Origin of the sequence: Nonomuraea aridisoli (assembly GCF_003236395.1) — a bacterium.
Taxonomy (GTDB): Bacteria; Actinomycetota; Actinomycetes; order Streptosporangiales; family Streptosporangiaceae; genus Nonomuraea; species Nonomuraea aridisoli.
The window spans coordinates 1-15,021 of record NZ_POUD01000033.1 but is presented as its reverse complement, the minus strand read 5'-3'; the positions used below and the strand labels follow the sequence as shown (position 1 = coordinate 15,021).

The 15,021-nt window shown below is 65.0% G+C and carries 10 protein-coding genes; 3 read left to right on the top strand and 7 right to left on the bottom strand.

Translation table 11 applies throughout. The features are described 5' to 3' along the window. The first annotated feature begins 114 nt into the window (after positions 1-114). Complete coding sequence (locus tag C1J01_RS11025; protein WP_111178840.1) at positions 115-5,505, top strand: sacsin N-terminal ATP-binding-like domain-containing protein; 5,391 nt, start codon at positions 115-117, stop codon at positions 5,503-5,505. A 413-nt stretch (positions 5,506-5,918) separates the two neighbouring features. Here the strand turns inward: C1J01_RS11025 and C1J01_RS49045 are convergent, their stop codons facing one another. Then, positions 5,919-6,233 carry a hypothetical protein gene (locus C1J01_RS49045; protein WP_146615547.1) on the bottom strand — a complete coding sequence of 105 codons (315 nt, stop codon included), beginning with the start codon at positions 6,231-6,233 and terminating at the stop codon, positions 5,919-5,921. After that, complete coding sequence (locus tag C1J01_RS11020; protein WP_181448692.1) at positions 6,230-7,111, bottom strand: sigma-70 family RNA polymerase sigma factor; 882 nt, start codon at positions 7,109-7,111, stop codon at positions 6,230-6,232. The genes C1J01_RS49045 and C1J01_RS11020 overlap by 4 nt, the downstream gene beginning before the upstream one ends. Positions 7,112-7,634: 523 nt before the next feature. On the opposite strand from C1J01_RS11020, the gene C1J01_RS11015 reads away from it, so the two are divergent. Next, positions 7,635-7,907 carry a tyrosine-type recombinase/integrase gene (locus C1J01_RS11015; RefSeq protein ID WP_111178838.1) on the top strand — a complete coding sequence of 91 codons (273 nt, stop codon included), beginning with the start codon at positions 7,635-7,637 and terminating at the stop codon, positions 7,905-7,907. Positions 7,908-9,073: 1,166 nt separating this feature from the next. Here C1J01_RS11015 and C1J01_RS11010 read toward each other — a convergent pair. The 5 genes from C1J01_RS11010 to C1J01_RS10990 form a co-directional block, all read right to left on the bottom strand. Continuing rightward, positions 9,074-10,234 carry an alpha/beta fold hydrolase gene (locus tag C1J01_RS11010; RefSeq protein WP_220039847.1) on the bottom strand — a complete coding sequence of 387 codons (1,161 nt, stop codon included), beginning with the start codon at positions 10,232-10,234 and terminating at the stop codon, positions 9,074-9,076. Positions 10,235-10,710: 476 nt separating this feature from the next. Beyond that, positions 10,711-10,986, bottom strand: coding sequence for a protein kinase family protein (locus C1J01_RS11005; RefSeq protein WP_111178837.1), 276 nt, complete (start codon positions 10,984-10,986; stop codon positions 10,711-10,713). Between the two features lie 82 nt (positions 10,987-11,068). Beyond that, on the bottom strand, positions 11,069-11,371 hold the full coding sequence (locus tag C1J01_RS11000) for a hypothetical protein (RefSeq protein WP_111178836.1): 303 nt from the start codon (positions 11,369-11,371) through the stop codon (positions 11,069-11,071). A 2-nt stretch (positions 11,372-11,373) separates the two neighbouring features. After that, positions 11,374-11,799, bottom strand: a complete 426-nt coding sequence (locus C1J01_RS10995; protein WP_146615546.1) for a hypothetical protein — start codon at positions 11,797-11,799, stop codon at positions 11,374-11,376. Positions 11,800-11,933: 134 nt separating this feature from the next. Further along, the gene (locus C1J01_RS10990) at positions 11,934-13,736 is read right to left on the bottom strand and encodes a hypothetical protein (protein ID WP_111178834.1); all 1,803 of its coding nucleotides are present in this window, start codon (positions 13,734-13,736) and stop codon (positions 11,934-11,936) included. A 472-nt stretch (positions 13,737-14,208) separates the two neighbouring features. Between C1J01_RS10990 and C1J01_RS10985 the strand changes: the two genes are divergently transcribed. Further along, complete coding sequence (locus C1J01_RS10985; RefSeq protein ID WP_111178833.1) at positions 14,209-14,898, top strand: DUF899 domain-containing protein; 690 nt, start codon at positions 14,209-14,211, stop codon at positions 14,896-14,898. Positions 14,899-15,021: the final 123 nt, after the last annotated feature.

Here is a 15,021-nt window from a genome sequence, read left to right as displayed (position 1 = left end):
GGCACACTGCCTTCATGATCCCAAGATTGGGCATTGCGAGCAGGAATGTCGGAGGTGTGCGTTACGGTTCCGCCAACGCACACGACAGGCGAGGAACCCATGGTTGAAGCAGGGATGGACAGCGACATCCACCCGCCGGAAGGGCGCGCGAGGCAGGGCAGCCACGACCGCGAACTTCGTAGTTATGCGCTGCAGATCCTCAAGGAATGGCAGGACACAAAGACCTGGCGAATCGCGGAACAGCTCAAGGCCGCAACCTGGGCGAATGCTCGGGACTACAGAGGTCGTTCTCTCCTTGAGTTGCTGCAAAACGCGCACGACGCCCACGCCGGTGACAGACACGACGGACGCGTCCACATCGTTCTCGACGAAACCGCGGGCGAGTACGGCACGCTCTACGTCGCCAACGGCGGCACACCCTTCACCTGGGAACGCGTCATGGCCATCTGCAAGTTCGCCATGAGCGAGAAGACGGTCGGCGACGGCATCGGGAACAAGGGTGTCGGCTTCAGGAGCGTACTGGAGCTCACCACGGCACCCGAGATCTTCAGCGCCCAACCAGGCGAGTCGGCTGAAACACCTCTGAGCGGCTACCGCTTCAGGTTCGCAACCCCGGATGACCTGCTCGACCTCCTCGGCGACGAGCAATTGGCCGCCAAGGCCACCGCCGAAATGCCGCCCTTCCAGGTGCCGTTCCCGATCAGTGACCTCCCCGAGGAATGCGCGGCTTTGGCCGTAAACGGGTACGTGACCGTCATCCGTCTGCCTTTGAAGAGCCAGAACGCCCTCGACGACGCGACTCGTCTTTGGACCGAACTTGCCACTGCCGATGTCCCGGTCCTGCTGTTCCTCAACCGGCTCGAACGGCTGGTTCTTGAGCGTCGCACTGACAGCGACGAAGCCCAGCACATCGCCCTCACCAGAAAGGAGCGCGCAGCAGACCATGCTGGGCTGGGGCCAGTAGATGGCGGCGAAGATCTTCCCACCGTCACATTCGCTGAGGTCGACCTGGGAGCCCTGGGCCAGTTCCTGATAGCCCGCGGCCGGATTCCCGACACCAAGCTCCGTGAGACCGTCGATCTGGCCGTCTCACTTAGTGACCTGGACGAGTCCTGGAAGGACTGGACGGAACCCGCCGTCATCGAGATCGCCTTACCACTGCAGGAAGAGAGCCGGGCGCAGCGCGAGGGCCACGGCCGCATTTACACATTCCTCCCGCTCGGCGACGATGTGCGGGCTCCGCTCCGCGGGCATCTCAATGCGCCTTTCTTCACCAAAGTGGACCGCACCGCGTTGGATCGGCAGCATCAGCTGAATGCGATGCTCCTCAGCGCGGCCGCCGAAACCTGCCTCGTAGCCGCTGATCAGCTGAGGCGGGGAGCCGATGCCCAGTTTCGCCGGACAGCGGTCGATCTCATCAACTGGGACCCCACGGAGGACTCCGTACGCCTCCTTTCTGAGGCTGCCCGACGTGTTCATGACCGCGACTTCCCAAACATTCCGCTGATTCCGGTGCTTGGTAAAGAGCCCCCCGGACTCTTCTGGGATACGCCGGCGAGTGCGGTGCAATGGCCTCGTCGTGATACCACGGTGCTCACCATTGACGCTGCCCGCAGAGCCGGAATCCGGGTGGCTGACCCCGAGGTCAGCACGGCGCGACTGGATCGGCTGAACAGACTCTGCGGGCTATTCGGCGCCTCCTTGACACCCACCGACGAGGAGCTCGCCGACCAGGTGGAACGGATGGTGGCAGCGCTCCAGCCGCCCCGCGACCATGAACCCATCGCCCTGTGGAATGACCTCTACATCGACATCTTTCGGCTATTCGAGCGGCGCCGCGCCGAAGTACTGCGGGGTAGGAGGATGTTACTCGCGGAGGGCGGCAAACTGCGGCATTTCAACGGGCAACGCCAGTCGGAGCCTGACAGCTCCGGGCGACGGCATGAGGCATTCTTCCAGCCCACGCCGGCCGAGCAGGCAGGCCTGAACGGCATCCACATACCCCGCGCGCTGAAAAAGCGGCTCTTCTACGTCCACCGGGGCCTACGGTGGAGCAACGAGCCTGGGCAGCCCAACCGGCAAGACGCGTACGCCTTCCTCGTGCGCCTCGGTCTTGTCCGGCAGTTCGATATCCAAGGGCTTCTTCAGCATGTTCAGGACGCGCTCCGGGAGAGTTCCTCCCACGATCTTCATCGCCAGTCGCTAAAGTTCGTTTTCCAACTCTACCGCTCCCGGCAAGGAACTTCCTTGCCGATCAAGGATCTCGGACTTTACGTGCCCACGAGGTCGGGCACTCTGCTGTCCGCCGCCCAGGCCGTCTTCGGGGCAGGCTGGCGCGACACGAACGGCGACGATCTGGCGGCCGTGGTAGAGGAGGGACGTAACGCCTCATCCGACCTCAAAGCCCTGGAAGCACGGCTCGTAGCCTCTCCAGAAGAATTCACGCGACAGGGCGGCAGCCAGGAAGAGTGGCGTGTTTTTCTTTCGGCGCTCGGAGTAGCTGACGGGCTGGTCCCCATTTCCTCCGCCGACGCGAACACCTATATCTACGCGCCTGGAGGCCGCGCTGTCGTTCAAGGTGCAAACGCTCCTGACGACGTGAGGAGACAATGGGAACCCGAAGTCCTACGCCTTGGGATGTACGCGCGGCGCCCGCAGTCGTTCTACTCAGGCGGCCGCGCGTACCGTCTTCCCGGTCAGGGAGTGGTCACCCAATTCAGCGACCAGGGCCGTCTCGCCTACGCCCGGCTGGTGCTTGACGGCCTAGCCAAGTGGACCAACGAGCACTTCATCAGCAGGTGGGTCAGTCGCACCACCCGAGACCATGACACCTGGGAGGTCCCCACACCGCTAAGTGCGTTCCTCCGTAGCGAGCCCTGGCTGCCGGCCCGCAACTCGGACAGGACGGTGGTTTTCGTTCTCCCCGCAGATGTGTGGCACGTCCCGGCGGACAATGAGGACGACCTCATCCCCCTGCGCAGGGTGCACCTCAAGATGCGGCACTTTCTCAAAAACTCCACCACACTAAGTAGGCTGCGAGCCGCGGGAATGCCCACATGGGGAAATTTCGAAGACAGCGTCAGAGGCCTTGTGGCCCTGGGAGAACTCGTGGCGACAGGTACCGTCGGAGTGCATGATCGCGGCTCTGTCGAACGTGCCAATCGAGAAGCCTGGAAACGGTTGGCCGACCGCTCCTCGTCCTATGGATTTTCGGAAACCGAGCTTCAGCCGCTGCTGGAGTCCCCGATCCTCATCGAGCGGGACGACGTGCTGGACGTCGTCAGGCTCCCTGATCTGCGCGAGGGCGAAGGAATCCTGTACGTCAGCGACGAACGTGACAACCTGACCGTACGCTTCATACGGGAGATGGAGAACGCTCTGCTCATCGTTCCCGGGCGGGCTCGGAGAGTGGCTGAACTGTTAACGCGGCTCTGCCCGGGAAGGATCAAGCATGTCGATGCCGCAGCTTTGGACGTTAAGGTCGATGGTCAGGCGCCTGTCCACGGTGAACTCGGGGATCCGCTTCACGCACTCCTCCCATGGCTGCCCAACGTCATCGGAGTGTTGGCCGACCACCACCAGCGCACCATCCGGCCAACCGAGAGTGAACTCACGAATCTGGTCGCATCGGTTCGGACAATCCGTCTGCACGGGTATGAGTCCCTGACCATCAGTCTCGATAGCGCGCCTGTCCAGCTGCCCGAACGCCAATCCGGTGTCCTGCCCCTCCCAGATGATCACGTTCCCGTCATCGCGGCACCGCAGGCCATGACGAACGAACTCAGCTGGGAATCGTTGGAGAAACTCTCCGACGCCATCAGCCACGTGCTGGGCAAACCGGACTTCGCGGTCCGGCTTCGGTTGGCGGCGCGCTGCCTGCGTGACTCCTACGCCGACCTCGTTAACCCCGCGAACGAAGAACTCGCGGACGCACTGGACGTCTCGCTGTCGCAGTACGAGGAGACGACCAGGCGACTTGACGGCTCCCTCGCGGAGATCCTGGTTCGTATCTACCCGGTGCTCGTGCACACCCTGGGTATCGACCAAGCGCAGGAGCTGACGGACCCGCGCCCCGCAGATGCCCACCAGCTCCAGGCACTCCTCGCCGAGCACGAGGCCAGCCTTCCACTCGCCTCCGACCAGCTGGTACGTACCGCCCGCGCGGCTCGTACGGTCGACGAATTGCGCGAAGTCCTGGAGATCGACTTCGCGCAATTCAACCGGACCCTCCTCGAGCTCGCCCCTCGCTACCAGCCGATCAGCCGTGCAGAAGCCCACGAGGCGGCGATGAGAAGGCGGGTGGATCAGCGACGGACCGAACTTGTTGACCGGCTCCGCCAGGCTTTCCTGAGCAAATTCGATTCCCGCGATCCCATCATGAATTGGACTAAGCTCCGCTCACTCCAATGGATCACAATGCCTGAGTCCTGGGCCCTCACGGTGGACACAATGACCATCGAGCGCCTCGACGCCTGCATCGGCTCGGCCCTTACCACCCGTCTGGGTGACGCTCCAGAACCGGAGCAGCCCGTGGAACTGCCTGGCGTGGATCGAGTGCGCATCAACAACCTCAGCCTCGTCCGGGCGACCATTCCCGATCTCCGAACACTGATCAAAGCTGCGGGGCGGTCCCTACCCGCCGCACTGGCAGGTGACGTCACTGACCTGCTGGACCAATGCGGCGCCCTGGACTTCCGGCCCCTCGGCAAGGACGACGTCGTCGCGTGGCTGGCCGCGCTGGGGCACTGGCCTTCAGAGATGCCGCTAACGACGGCCCCGGAAACACATGGGATCACCCGGGAGTCACTTGCCACCCAACAATCGGCGGCCGCACGTGCCCGGGAGGAACAACTCCGGCGGCGCCGCATCATTCACCTCGGCGAACGGGAGTTCGACGCTGGATCCGGAGACTTCACGGACCTAGCCGACGAGTTGCGGCGAATGTTGACCGATAATCCGGGAATCATTACCAGAAACAAGCACTTCGCGCCGCTGGAACCAATTGCTCCACGCCGACACCCACTCTCGCCGACTGGTCAAGGCGGTGGTTTCGGTGGTGGACGCCACGACGAACTCTCCCAGGAGCAGCGCACCGCTATCGGTTTCGCCGGCGAGTTGATCGCCTACGAATGGCTCCGCGCCAGCTACCCAGCCACCACCGAGGAGAGCTGGGTTTCCACCAACCGCAGGAAAGCCTTTCCCGGCTCTCCCGGAGATGACAGCCTCGGCTACGACTTCAAGGTGGGCACCAGCAACCACGCCCGGATGTTCGAGGTGAAGGCAACCCAAGCTGACGGAGGTCAGATAGAGCTCGGGGAAAGTGAGGTACGTGCCGCGCAACGGTACACGGGGAGCAATCGCTGGAGCATCCTCGCCGTGACATGGGTTCTCACGCCCGAGCGGACGATGGTGCACAGGTTGCCCAACCCCTTCAGCACCGAGGGACGCGGACTCTACCGGATGGAAGGTGGCTCGCTCCGCTTCTCCTACCGGCTGGACACCTGATCCTTCTACAAGCCGTAACCACCCAATCTTGTCGATCCGGAAATGTCACTGTTGGTGTGGCCGTGAGGAACGGCATGATCGTGATCGACGGTGCCCGAGCTGGTGACGCGCCCCGCACCTGCCGGGTACTGGTGCATCGCCAATGAGCTCATCATCCGCGGACGGTCCTGCCGTACGAGTCGGCTTGCCTCTGGTGGTCGTCATTGAACTGAACACGGGACGTATACGGGATGAGCTTGCCCGCGCTGCGGGCTATGCCAGGCGTTCGCGCAGCTCGGCCGTGCAACCCGGCTTTCGCTGCACTTACCCCTGGCCGCCCAGAGATCTGCGCTGGCGCAAACCATCTTGGATCGGCCCAGGGACCACCCAACTCGACGCTTACCTTGTGAGAGCACACGACGTTTCCGCTTGAGTCACGGGCCGCGCTTCTTCGAGACGAATCTGGACTGGCGTTGATTCCGAGCTCTGGGCGTGCGCGCAGCGGTCACTGGCCGAGTAATCGTAGCGCGCGCTCGCTGCGGAGAAGGGGCCGGGCGATCCTCTGATCGCAGCGCCTTGATCAGACGTTCAATCCGTGCCGTGGGGTCGTCGCTGCGGTGGAAGATCACCCCAGCCGCGATGGCGAGCATCCCAACCGCGAGAACGGCGAGGGCGATCGACCAGGAAGACGAGAGGGCCGCTGCGGCGAGCGTGCCACCGCCGCCCAGCGCAGCCAGCAGTGCCTTCATGACCGCGCCTTTCTCGTGAGTTGCGATAGCGGCAAGGCAACCGGATCTCCACTTGGCTCGTCCGCCGGAGCCGTCCGGGAGGTCGAACGCAGTTCGACCTGCCCCGGCCGGCGCCTGCGGCGGCGAGCACCTGCCGACGGCGGGCGGGTCGCGTCCGGAGGCGCCTCGATCTCGCCAGCGTCGACCATCGCCCACGCTTTCAGTCCGAGCCGATACATCCTGGTGCTGACTACCCCTTTGCTGACACCCAGTTCGGCGGAGATCTCGGCAAGGGTGTATCCCCGCAGGTAGAACTGGCAGATGAGCTGAGTCTCCCGGGGGGCCTTAGCCACGATGCGCCGCAAGGTGTCGCGCTGCTCAACCTGCGCTTGGGGGTCTTCTGTTGCCGGGATGCTCTCGTCAAGAGACAGGGCGCTAATGAACGCCCGCCGGGCGCGGCGCCAAGCCCTGAACGCGTCGGGGAACCGGTATTTGCAGCCCGTGACGAAGTAGGTCGTCAGCGCAGCTCCTCCGTCCTCGTCCCACTTGGTGATCAGGTCGCCGAGATACCGAGGCCAAGCCAATTCCATAGTGGCGAGCGCGAGATCGTGGCGTTCGTCCCAAGAGGACTGGAGGACTTCGCGTTCGCTGTCAGTGGGAGTGACCGGTGCCTTGCCGAGAAGGTCACGGCACTCAGAGAAGATCGTGCCGTTTCCGATCATCTTGAGGAGAGTGGGCCAGGCATAGGCGAGGGCATGGTGACGCAGGGCCTCTTCCGTAACCGGGCTGCCCATGCCGCCGGCCTCACGGAGCCGTCTGACCCATGTGGCACCGTCGCGGAGTTGCTCGGCCGCCCGGGCCGCCAGCGTCTCAGCCTGACGAGGGTCGCTCTTGATCATGACGAGAGGCTCTAGAAGGAGGTTTGCGATAGAACCCCCAGCCCCCAGTTTTACTGACATGCACAGCTATAGGAGTTGCGGCACGTTTCATCACGGCTTTTTGGAAGATTTCTTATAACGATGGGGATACAGGCCTCCGCCAGATGGTTCGCGATGGCGCACGGGGCGGCACAAGCCGGTCAGCGTGGCGACAGGACACGAGTGAACATGGACGCGTGGCGCGTGATGCCCCAGATATAAGGAGGAGTGCAGGAGCGCCACGTTCTGCCGCTGCGCGGCGGTGACCGCAGCGCCACCGTCGCCGCCTGGCACCGCTCCCTGCTCGCCGACGCCGCCTCGCCCGCCACCGTTAATCGGGCCTGGCCGCCATCGCCCTGCTGTACGGGCACGGGGCGACATGCGCATCACGCACAGGACCGCTCGCGTCTCCACACCGGCAGCCCAAGGCGCTCACCCGCCCGCAGGAGAAAGCGCCGCACCACCGGCCGCCGCGGCGGCCCACAACGCCGCCGTCATCTAAACCGTGCGCGGCACCGGCGTCCGCGCCGAGGAATACGCCCGGCTGCGCGTCGAGGACGTGGCCATCACTCCGCGCACCGGCGTGGTGCGCCTGTTCGGCAAGGGCGACCAGGTCCGCACCGTCCCGATCGCGCCGCCGGCCCACGAATGCCTCACCACGTGGCTGGAAGACCGCGCCGAATTGCCGGCCCTCCCGAAGAAGGCTGTCCTGGCCGAACGGGTGGGCGACGGGCTTGTGGGTCGGCAAGCGGCGGCCCGCTCACCGTCGACGGCATAACCGACGTCGTCCTGGCCACCGCCAACGCTGCCCCGGGCACCGCCAATCTGAAGGGCACCCGGCTGCACTAGGACGGCTTCGACCTGGAGCGGATCTGCGCATTGCTCGGCCACGACTCCCTCGACACCACCCGCCGCTACTTCATGACCTCGTAGGAAGAAGTCGCCGCGCTGGTCGACCGCGCCCTACTGATCACCAGACCAGCAGGTCCCAGCAGCTGACGGCCGCGCGGTCAGCCATAGTCCGCCGATCCCTCGGGTTCCTCGAGTGCCATTCACCGATGGCTCCCACATTGCGTTGATCGGGGCGTTCAGCCGATCCAGCTCGACCCGAGCAGCCTTCATCTGCTGGTGCCGGAAGCGTACTGACCTGCCGAATAGAGGTGTCGCCGCAACTTGTAAGAGCTTCAATTTCTTTAGTCAGTTAGTCAGGAATCTCTGCCATGCGTCTGAAGGCGAGGACGGCACTCTGCGTTGCTTCGTCGTCCACCGCCGTCAAGGCGGGGGATTCTAGCGATCTTCGCAACACGCGGTCATTCGACTGTTGCGACGAGCTTAGCGAAGAGCTCGGCAAGTGTGTGTGCCAGCCGAAAATCTTGTGGGACGGTTGTTGAGCTCGCGGCAACGGTGGCGAGGTCAGCCGCTGCGGCGCAGCAGGTACATCGCCTGGTAGATGGTCTCATGCGCCGGGTGGCGGTCCGGCTCGCCGGGAAGCGTTGTGCCAGCAGTCAGCAGTGACGCGGGACATGCGCGGGATGATCAAGCATGATCTACGAGCCCATCCATAAGTTTCAGCAGGTCAACCCGCCTAGGTTGGCCTCTCCGTCCGCGCTCTCCTAAAGCGGGTACGCAGATTCGAATCCTGCCGGCCGCTCTTTTGACCAGGCATTTCGCCCTCCGACCTGCGCTTTCTCTGCCGTAGCTCTTTGGTTTTCAGACCCTTGGCAGGCCGCCGAGGGCCCGGAAGCGAGTCGGCGCCCGCCTACGCTGGCGCGGGGCTGCGAGGCCGCCATGCGCCAGCGCGTCCTTCGCGATCAGGGTACCGAGTCGGTGCGAGGTTGCCGACGTCGGAGAACGCGCGACGCGCCCTCGGGACCGTCGTGAGCCGAACGGGCCATCGGGCTTCCTAGCGTCCTGTACCGCGTTTACGCAGTTGAGGTCACCGATTCATGAATTCGTGTGCCCATTGACTGCGGAACGTACGTGACGCGCTGATGAGGGGATGCCCGTTGGCTGGCGGGGAACGGCGATCTCTGGGGTGGAGTTCGTGTTGCGCCGTTCCGTCGTGGAGTTCGGGGTGGTGGCCTGCAGGATGACTTGGGAGATCAGTTGGGGGGCGTCGTTCATCGGTACGTGGCTGCATTCGGGGAGCCACACCATTCGCATCATGGGGATCATGGCTGCCGCACGTGCTGCCTGGCGAGCCGGCAGGATGCGGTCGGCTGTGCCCCAGGCGATGGTCACCGGGAGGTCGGGGACGTCGCCGACGAACAAGTCCCCGGCGCGGCCGGCGCGCATGGTGGACTGGAAGGCGACCGCCTGGCGTAGGGCACGCAGCGCTGCTGTCACTGCGTCCGGCGTGGACTGGTCGGCGCGGGTGTACAGGGTGCCGGTCAAGGCCGCATGGCCCAGGATCGTCTGCGAGAGCCAGGCCGTGATCGGCTCTGGCAGGCGGGCGATCTGACGGGCGCCGTTCAGTACGGCGAAGGCGTACCACCGCTCGGCCTGGCTCCAGAATCCGGCCGGGGCCACCGCTGTCACGCTGCGTGCGAGACCTGCCTGGCCCAACCGCAACGCGATCAGTCCGCCCAGGGAATGCCCGACCACGTGCGGCCGCTCCAGCCCGAGCGCGTTGAACACCGCGCCGAGCCCATCCACCACGGTGGGCAGATCGCGCGGCTGACCATCGGGCAGATCAGGCGACTCGCCGAAGCCCGGCAGGTCTATCGTGATCACGTCTCGCTCGCCTGTCAGCAACGGCACCACCGCGTCCCACGCCTGGCGATTCGACCCTAGGCCGTGCAGCAGGACCACCGGCTCACCGGTTCCGCGCCGTTCGTACGCGACGGTCATGGGAGGCAGGCCCGGCAGGCGTGCCTCCACAAAGGACGCCGTAGCGGAGGAGACCGCAGGTGGAATGGTCCTGCCACGGTTGACCAGCGGTGCGGGCATGGCCAGCACCGCGGCCGGCAGCCCGCCCGCCCAGTCGCAGACCTTCCCGACGGCCAGGGTCCCCGCGCGGACCACACCGCCTCCGAGGCGGGTGATGGAGGTGAAAGCTGAGGACAACGACAGGACGTTCAACATCGTGGCCGGGCGCACGCCCATCCCTCCCTACTTCGGTCATAGGTGCACCAAAGTTTCGGCAACGTTAACGGTCTACCCGAGTCATGGCATAGCAACGGACCGAAATTTTTACCCTTGAGACGGAGGTCGTCGGTCAAAGCTGTCGCGAAGTGATCTGCATGTACGGGCGCCGCCCCAGTGCAGGACGATCAGCGTTGACCTCGGCCCGCCAGCCGATGTGGTCGGGCTCAGCAGGTCGAACGGTAGGGCACCTCCGGGATGTGCCTGCCCATTCGTCCGCGGTCAGCCCGCCATTGGCACGGGCGCAGACGGCGGCCGTCACGGCGGTGTCGCCGAGTTCCAGCGTACGGACTGTGCTGTCGGAGCCGACCGTGGTGAGAACGCCGCCGTTTGCCAAGGAGAGTGCGAGCACTTCCGTGCGTCCACCGGCAGTCCAACGGGCCGATGATCGCCAGCATCCCATAGCCGCATGGTGCTGTCGGCGCTGATGGTGGCGATCAGCTACGGCCGCGCAGGCTCGGGCCGTCGACGTACTCGCTGACGATGTACGGGCGCTCGGCGTCGAGATCCACCTCCAGGATCTTGGCGGTGGAGAAGGACGCGACCCTCCGCGCCGCCGCGACCTCCTTCGCCGGCGGGCGACGGATACCGCCTGGACGCAGCACTTTGACCGCGACCCGGACGCCTGCCGGATCGTACGCCTCGTACACAACCCCCTGGCCGCCCGCGCCGATGTGGGACGGGGCATCGTTGGTGAGAGGCGCAAGGCTCATGGCATCCCCCAGGCGAGGTGATCACTTCCTGAGACGCCTTCAGAGCGGGATTGGTTGCGGAGCGCTCCCGGCTGCCCGGGCCTCAGGGCAATCCGTATTCTCTTCTGATCGCCATCGCTTCCTCCTCGGTCACCTGAGCCGGCGTGCGGCCTAGCGCCGTCCGCAACTCGCCGACCATCCCCTCTCCTGATGCCCGTACGCGAGACCGGAACTGTGCGAACTGGTCCGCGAACAATTTCGCAGTGGGCCCGGTCCAAACGGTTCCGCTCTGGAACTGCTGGTAAGGGCGCTCGATGTCGCTGCTTATCTCCTCGATCATCGGACCGACCAGGCGCAAGGCGTTCTGCAGGGCTTCGTGCAGCGGATTGACCACCATCGCCGCCATGGTCAGCCCTTCTTCTTACGGGGAGCGGTGGCATCGGTGATCAGCTTGGGTGCGATCAGCTTCATCAACGCGATCACGTCGGCCGCGTTGTCCCGCCCTTCGAGGCCCCTCGACATCCCGACGAACAACTGGGCCTTCCCTCTCACCAGCACCGCGCCGGCCATCGTCTTGTCCGCCTCTACCGTTCCGCCTTGTGTGTAGAATCCGATCCCACCTGGGACGATCTCGGGCAGCGGCTTGTCGCCGGCCTTGATCTGGGCCCTGACCCACTCCTCTCCGCCTTCCGGGGTCAGGTCGACATCGAGCAGTTTCTTCTTGTCACCTGTCGGCTGATAGATGGCACATCCGCCTATGCCCACCCCCTCTCCGAAGCTCAGGTCGAAATCTCCACGAGCGATCGGTTGGCGTACGCCCGTCATCAACTCCACAGCGCGAAGAGGTATGTGGTCGCAAAGGTAGGGCGGCGCGGCGACGGTCGGCAACGGGGTTCTGTCAACCGGAGGCTTCTGGGGAGTTGTGCAACCGGACAGCACCAGAGCCATGGCCAGAGCGGCGGACATTCTCATTTGTGCTCGCTGAAGGCGCGGCCGTAGGCACTGACCAGCTCCTCTTTCGTCTTCTTCCATACCGTGCCCTTGTGGTCGTCCTCCGCCCACTGCTCGTAGGCGTCGAAGTGCGGATGCTGAACAGCGCCTTCCGGTGTCATCTCCTCCAGCGTCATCAAGGTCCCATCCGCTTTGACGAAGCTCAGGGAGCGGCGAGCGTCCTGTCCGAAGAGCCCGTGGTCGAACATGGCCTGGGCCATGAGCTGGGTCGCCAGGAACTCCGACCTGGCCTTGGCCGTGTTGGCTTCGTACGTCGCCTGGTTCTTGTTGACCTCGGTCTTGGCGCTGTCCTCGATCAGGCTGGTCCAGGCGCCCACCACGGCGGCCGTGATGGGCCAACCGGCTTTCTGCGGAATGGCCAGGCCGGTGTTGACCACCGCCATGACGGCCTTCATCTTCCGCTCCTGGGCGTCATCCAATTTCTGGCCCTCGGCCACACGAGCGAGCCCTGTCGCATCGGTTACCAGGCCGAACCCGGCGCCCGTCTCCTTCGCAGCAGCGGCGAAGGCGTCACGGTCGCCGCCTGCGGCATTGTGACTGAGCACTCGTTCGGACCACACGGTTTGGGCCGCCATCAGCGTCGAGACCGTTTCGGGATCCTTCTCGAACACCTCCGCCATGACCACGCGCACATCCTCGGTGCGAAACTGCGCACCCCACGGTTCGTTCGGCGGCCAGTGCGGGGGGTTGATGGTGCGTACGCGAGCCCCGCTGAGCCCTGACCGCTCCGAGACGTAGGCGACGTCCGGAACATAGGCGGCGAGGATGAGCGCGGTCGTGCCGGCCGGAACGGCCGATTCGCCACCGTTGTTGATCCTCGCCCGCTGCAACTCGATGAACTCCGAGGCCAGTCGGGCGGATATGAAACCGCGGGACTGATTCTGCTCCGTGCCGTCGCGATCCCTGAACACCGTGGTGGCCGCCTCCACGGCCTTGCCCACCGCTTCCTGTCCGTTCACCGTAGGACGCTCGGTGAGGAATCGTTTCAGCGCCGTGGGATCCTGCGCGAAGAAGTCCTGGGCAGTTGCGGGATGGCGGCCCAAGGCCGTCATCATGTCCACTATCGGATCTCGGTGGAAGTCGCGGACGATCGGCCCGCCTTGGGCCGGAAGCTTGCGGTCGTGCGCGTCGATGGCCCGGGCCGCCTCCAGCAGAAAAGCCGAGTCGAACGAGCCGTGTCTGATCGCCTTCGCCAGCGCCTGATGGTCCTGCCCCTTGAGCCCGGAGGTGAACTCCTTGCGCCAACTGACGTCCAGCCGAGGGCTGGCCTTGCCGAGGGCCTTGCTGAGCGCGACCTGGAGCCGGTGGAGCTCCTTGTCACCGTGCACCGTCTTGGCCATGACATTCCGGTACGTGGCGGCGCCCAGCGCGTGCATGAGCATCGTGGCGAACGCGGGGTCGTCGCTGCGTTTCTCCAACTCGGCCAGGGTTCTGTCGTCGACCTTGCCGGTCTTCGCCGTTCCGGCCAGCAGGGTCGCGGCCGCATCGACATCGGGATCACCGGAGGCTCGGGTGTACAGGGCCTCGTCGAAGGGTGCCATGTCAGCGGTGTCGGCGCCCCAGGTCGTGGTCAGCGCCTGGATGGTCTCATTGCGTCGGCGCAGTTCCGGGCGCTTGGAGCTGATCCAATTGCCCATCTCCCGCATGACCGTGAGGGCGGAGGTGTCGAGGTGCATCTGGCTCAGGGCCTGGCGGATACGTGGTTCGTGGGCACGGAGCACGTCTTCGACACTGCCGAGATCGCGCTCGAAGCGGTTCATCTCCGATGGGGTGATGCCGGAGTAGTTCCAGTTCGGAGCCTTGGGGGTCAGCGATGGTCGCGCCGGGTCCAGGTCACCGGTGCCGGCTGGAGGCGTCGTGTGCTGGTCAGGGGGACGGACCGGTGTGGGTAACGGCGTAGGGGTCGGCTGTGTATGGTCACCAGGGGTCTTCAGCGTCGGCCGTGAGGCGGGGCGGGGATCAGGTACTGGGTGACTCATCATGGGTCTCCAGCACAGCGCGGCAACCGAACAACGGGATTATCTCCGGTTCCAGTACGCCTCGACCGGGGCTTATAACGCAAGAGCATGGGCATTCCTGGCTTAGGTACTGCGGAGTCGCCATGATGTACGGAAAAATCCCGCTCTCGGTTCGCTCCAGAACGGCCGTTTTCCGGGCTCCGATGAATTCGGCGGCCGCGCCGGGTCTACCTCTGCACACGGCAAGCGTGCGCACATGATCAGTGAGGGACCCATGAGCACAAACGCACTACCGCCCGTCGTCGACGCCGACACCTGGCAGCGTCAGCTCGAAGCACTGCGTGCCCGGGAGAAGGCCGCGACCCAGGAGCTCGACGCCATCGCCGCCCAGCGCCGCCGCCTGCCCATGGTGCGGATGCCGGACTACACCCTCGAGGGCGAGAACGGACCGGTCCGGCTGGCGGACGTCTTCGAAGGCAAGCGGCAGCTGATCGTCTACAACCACATGTGGTTCGCGGGCAAGGAGTGGCAGTGCCCGGGCTGCACGGGGTTCACCGCGCAGTTTACCCGGCTGGAGTTCCTGGACGACTACGATGCCCGGTTCGTCATCGTCACCCAGGGCCCGATCGACGAGGCACTCGCATACAAGCGGCGGGTCGGGAACAAGATGGCCTGGTATTCCACCGCCAACAGCCCGTTCGGCAGCGACGTCGGCGCCCCGCCCGGCGAAGGCTTCGCCGTCAACGTGTTCCTGCGCGACGGCGACACCGTCTATCGCACCTGGCACACCAACGGCCGGGGCACCGAGCAGCTCACCCACACCTTCGCGCTGATCGACCTGCTGCCGTACGGACGGCAGGAGGAGTGGCAGGACTCCCCCGACGGATGGCCGCAGTCACCCACCTACAGCCGGTGGGCCGGCTCCAAGGACATCGCCGCGCTGTACGGCCCGGATACCGCCTAGTGGGGTGACCACGAACGTTCACCGGGTCGATTGAGGCATCGGTTGAAGATGCGTGAAGGCGGGCTGATCGGTCACCCTCGATAGGCATGTGTCGTCGTCGAGGGTGAGGTGCGTGGATGGCAG

Excerpts from the sequence above, each read along its gene's own strand:
- C1J01_RS10985 (WP_111178833.1), top strand. The coding sequence starts at position 14,209 with ATGAGCACAAACGCACTACCGCCCGTCGTCGACGCCGACACCTGGCAG.
- C1J01_RS11025 (WP_111178840.1), top strand. The coding sequence starts at position 115 with ATGGACAGCGACATCCACCCGCCGGAAGGGCGCGCGAGGCAGGGCAGC.
- C1J01_RS11000 (WP_111178836.1), bottom strand. The coding sequence starts at position 11,371 with ATGGCGGCGATGGTGGTCAATCCGCTGCACGAAGCCCTGCAGAACGCC.
- C1J01_RS11020 (WP_181448692.1), bottom strand. The coding sequence starts at position 7,111 with ATGATCAAGAGCGACCCTCGTCAGGCTGAGACGCTGGCGGCCCGGGCG.
- C1J01_RS49045 (WP_146615547.1), bottom strand. The coding sequence starts at position 6,233 with ATGAAGGCACTGCTGGCTGCGCTGGGCGGCGGTGGCACGCTCGCCGCA.
- C1J01_RS11005 (WP_111178837.1), bottom strand. The coding sequence starts at position 10,986 with ATGAGCCTTGCGCCTCTCACCAACGATGCCCCGTCCCACATCGGCGCG.
- C1J01_RS10990 (WP_111178834.1), bottom strand. The coding sequence starts at position 13,736 with ATGAACCGCTTCGAGCGCGATCTCGGCAGTGTCGAAGACGTGCTCCGT.
- C1J01_RS11010 (WP_220039847.1), bottom strand. The coding sequence starts at position 10,234 with ATGGGCGTGCGCCCGGCCACGATGTTGAACGTCCTGTCGTTGTCCTCA.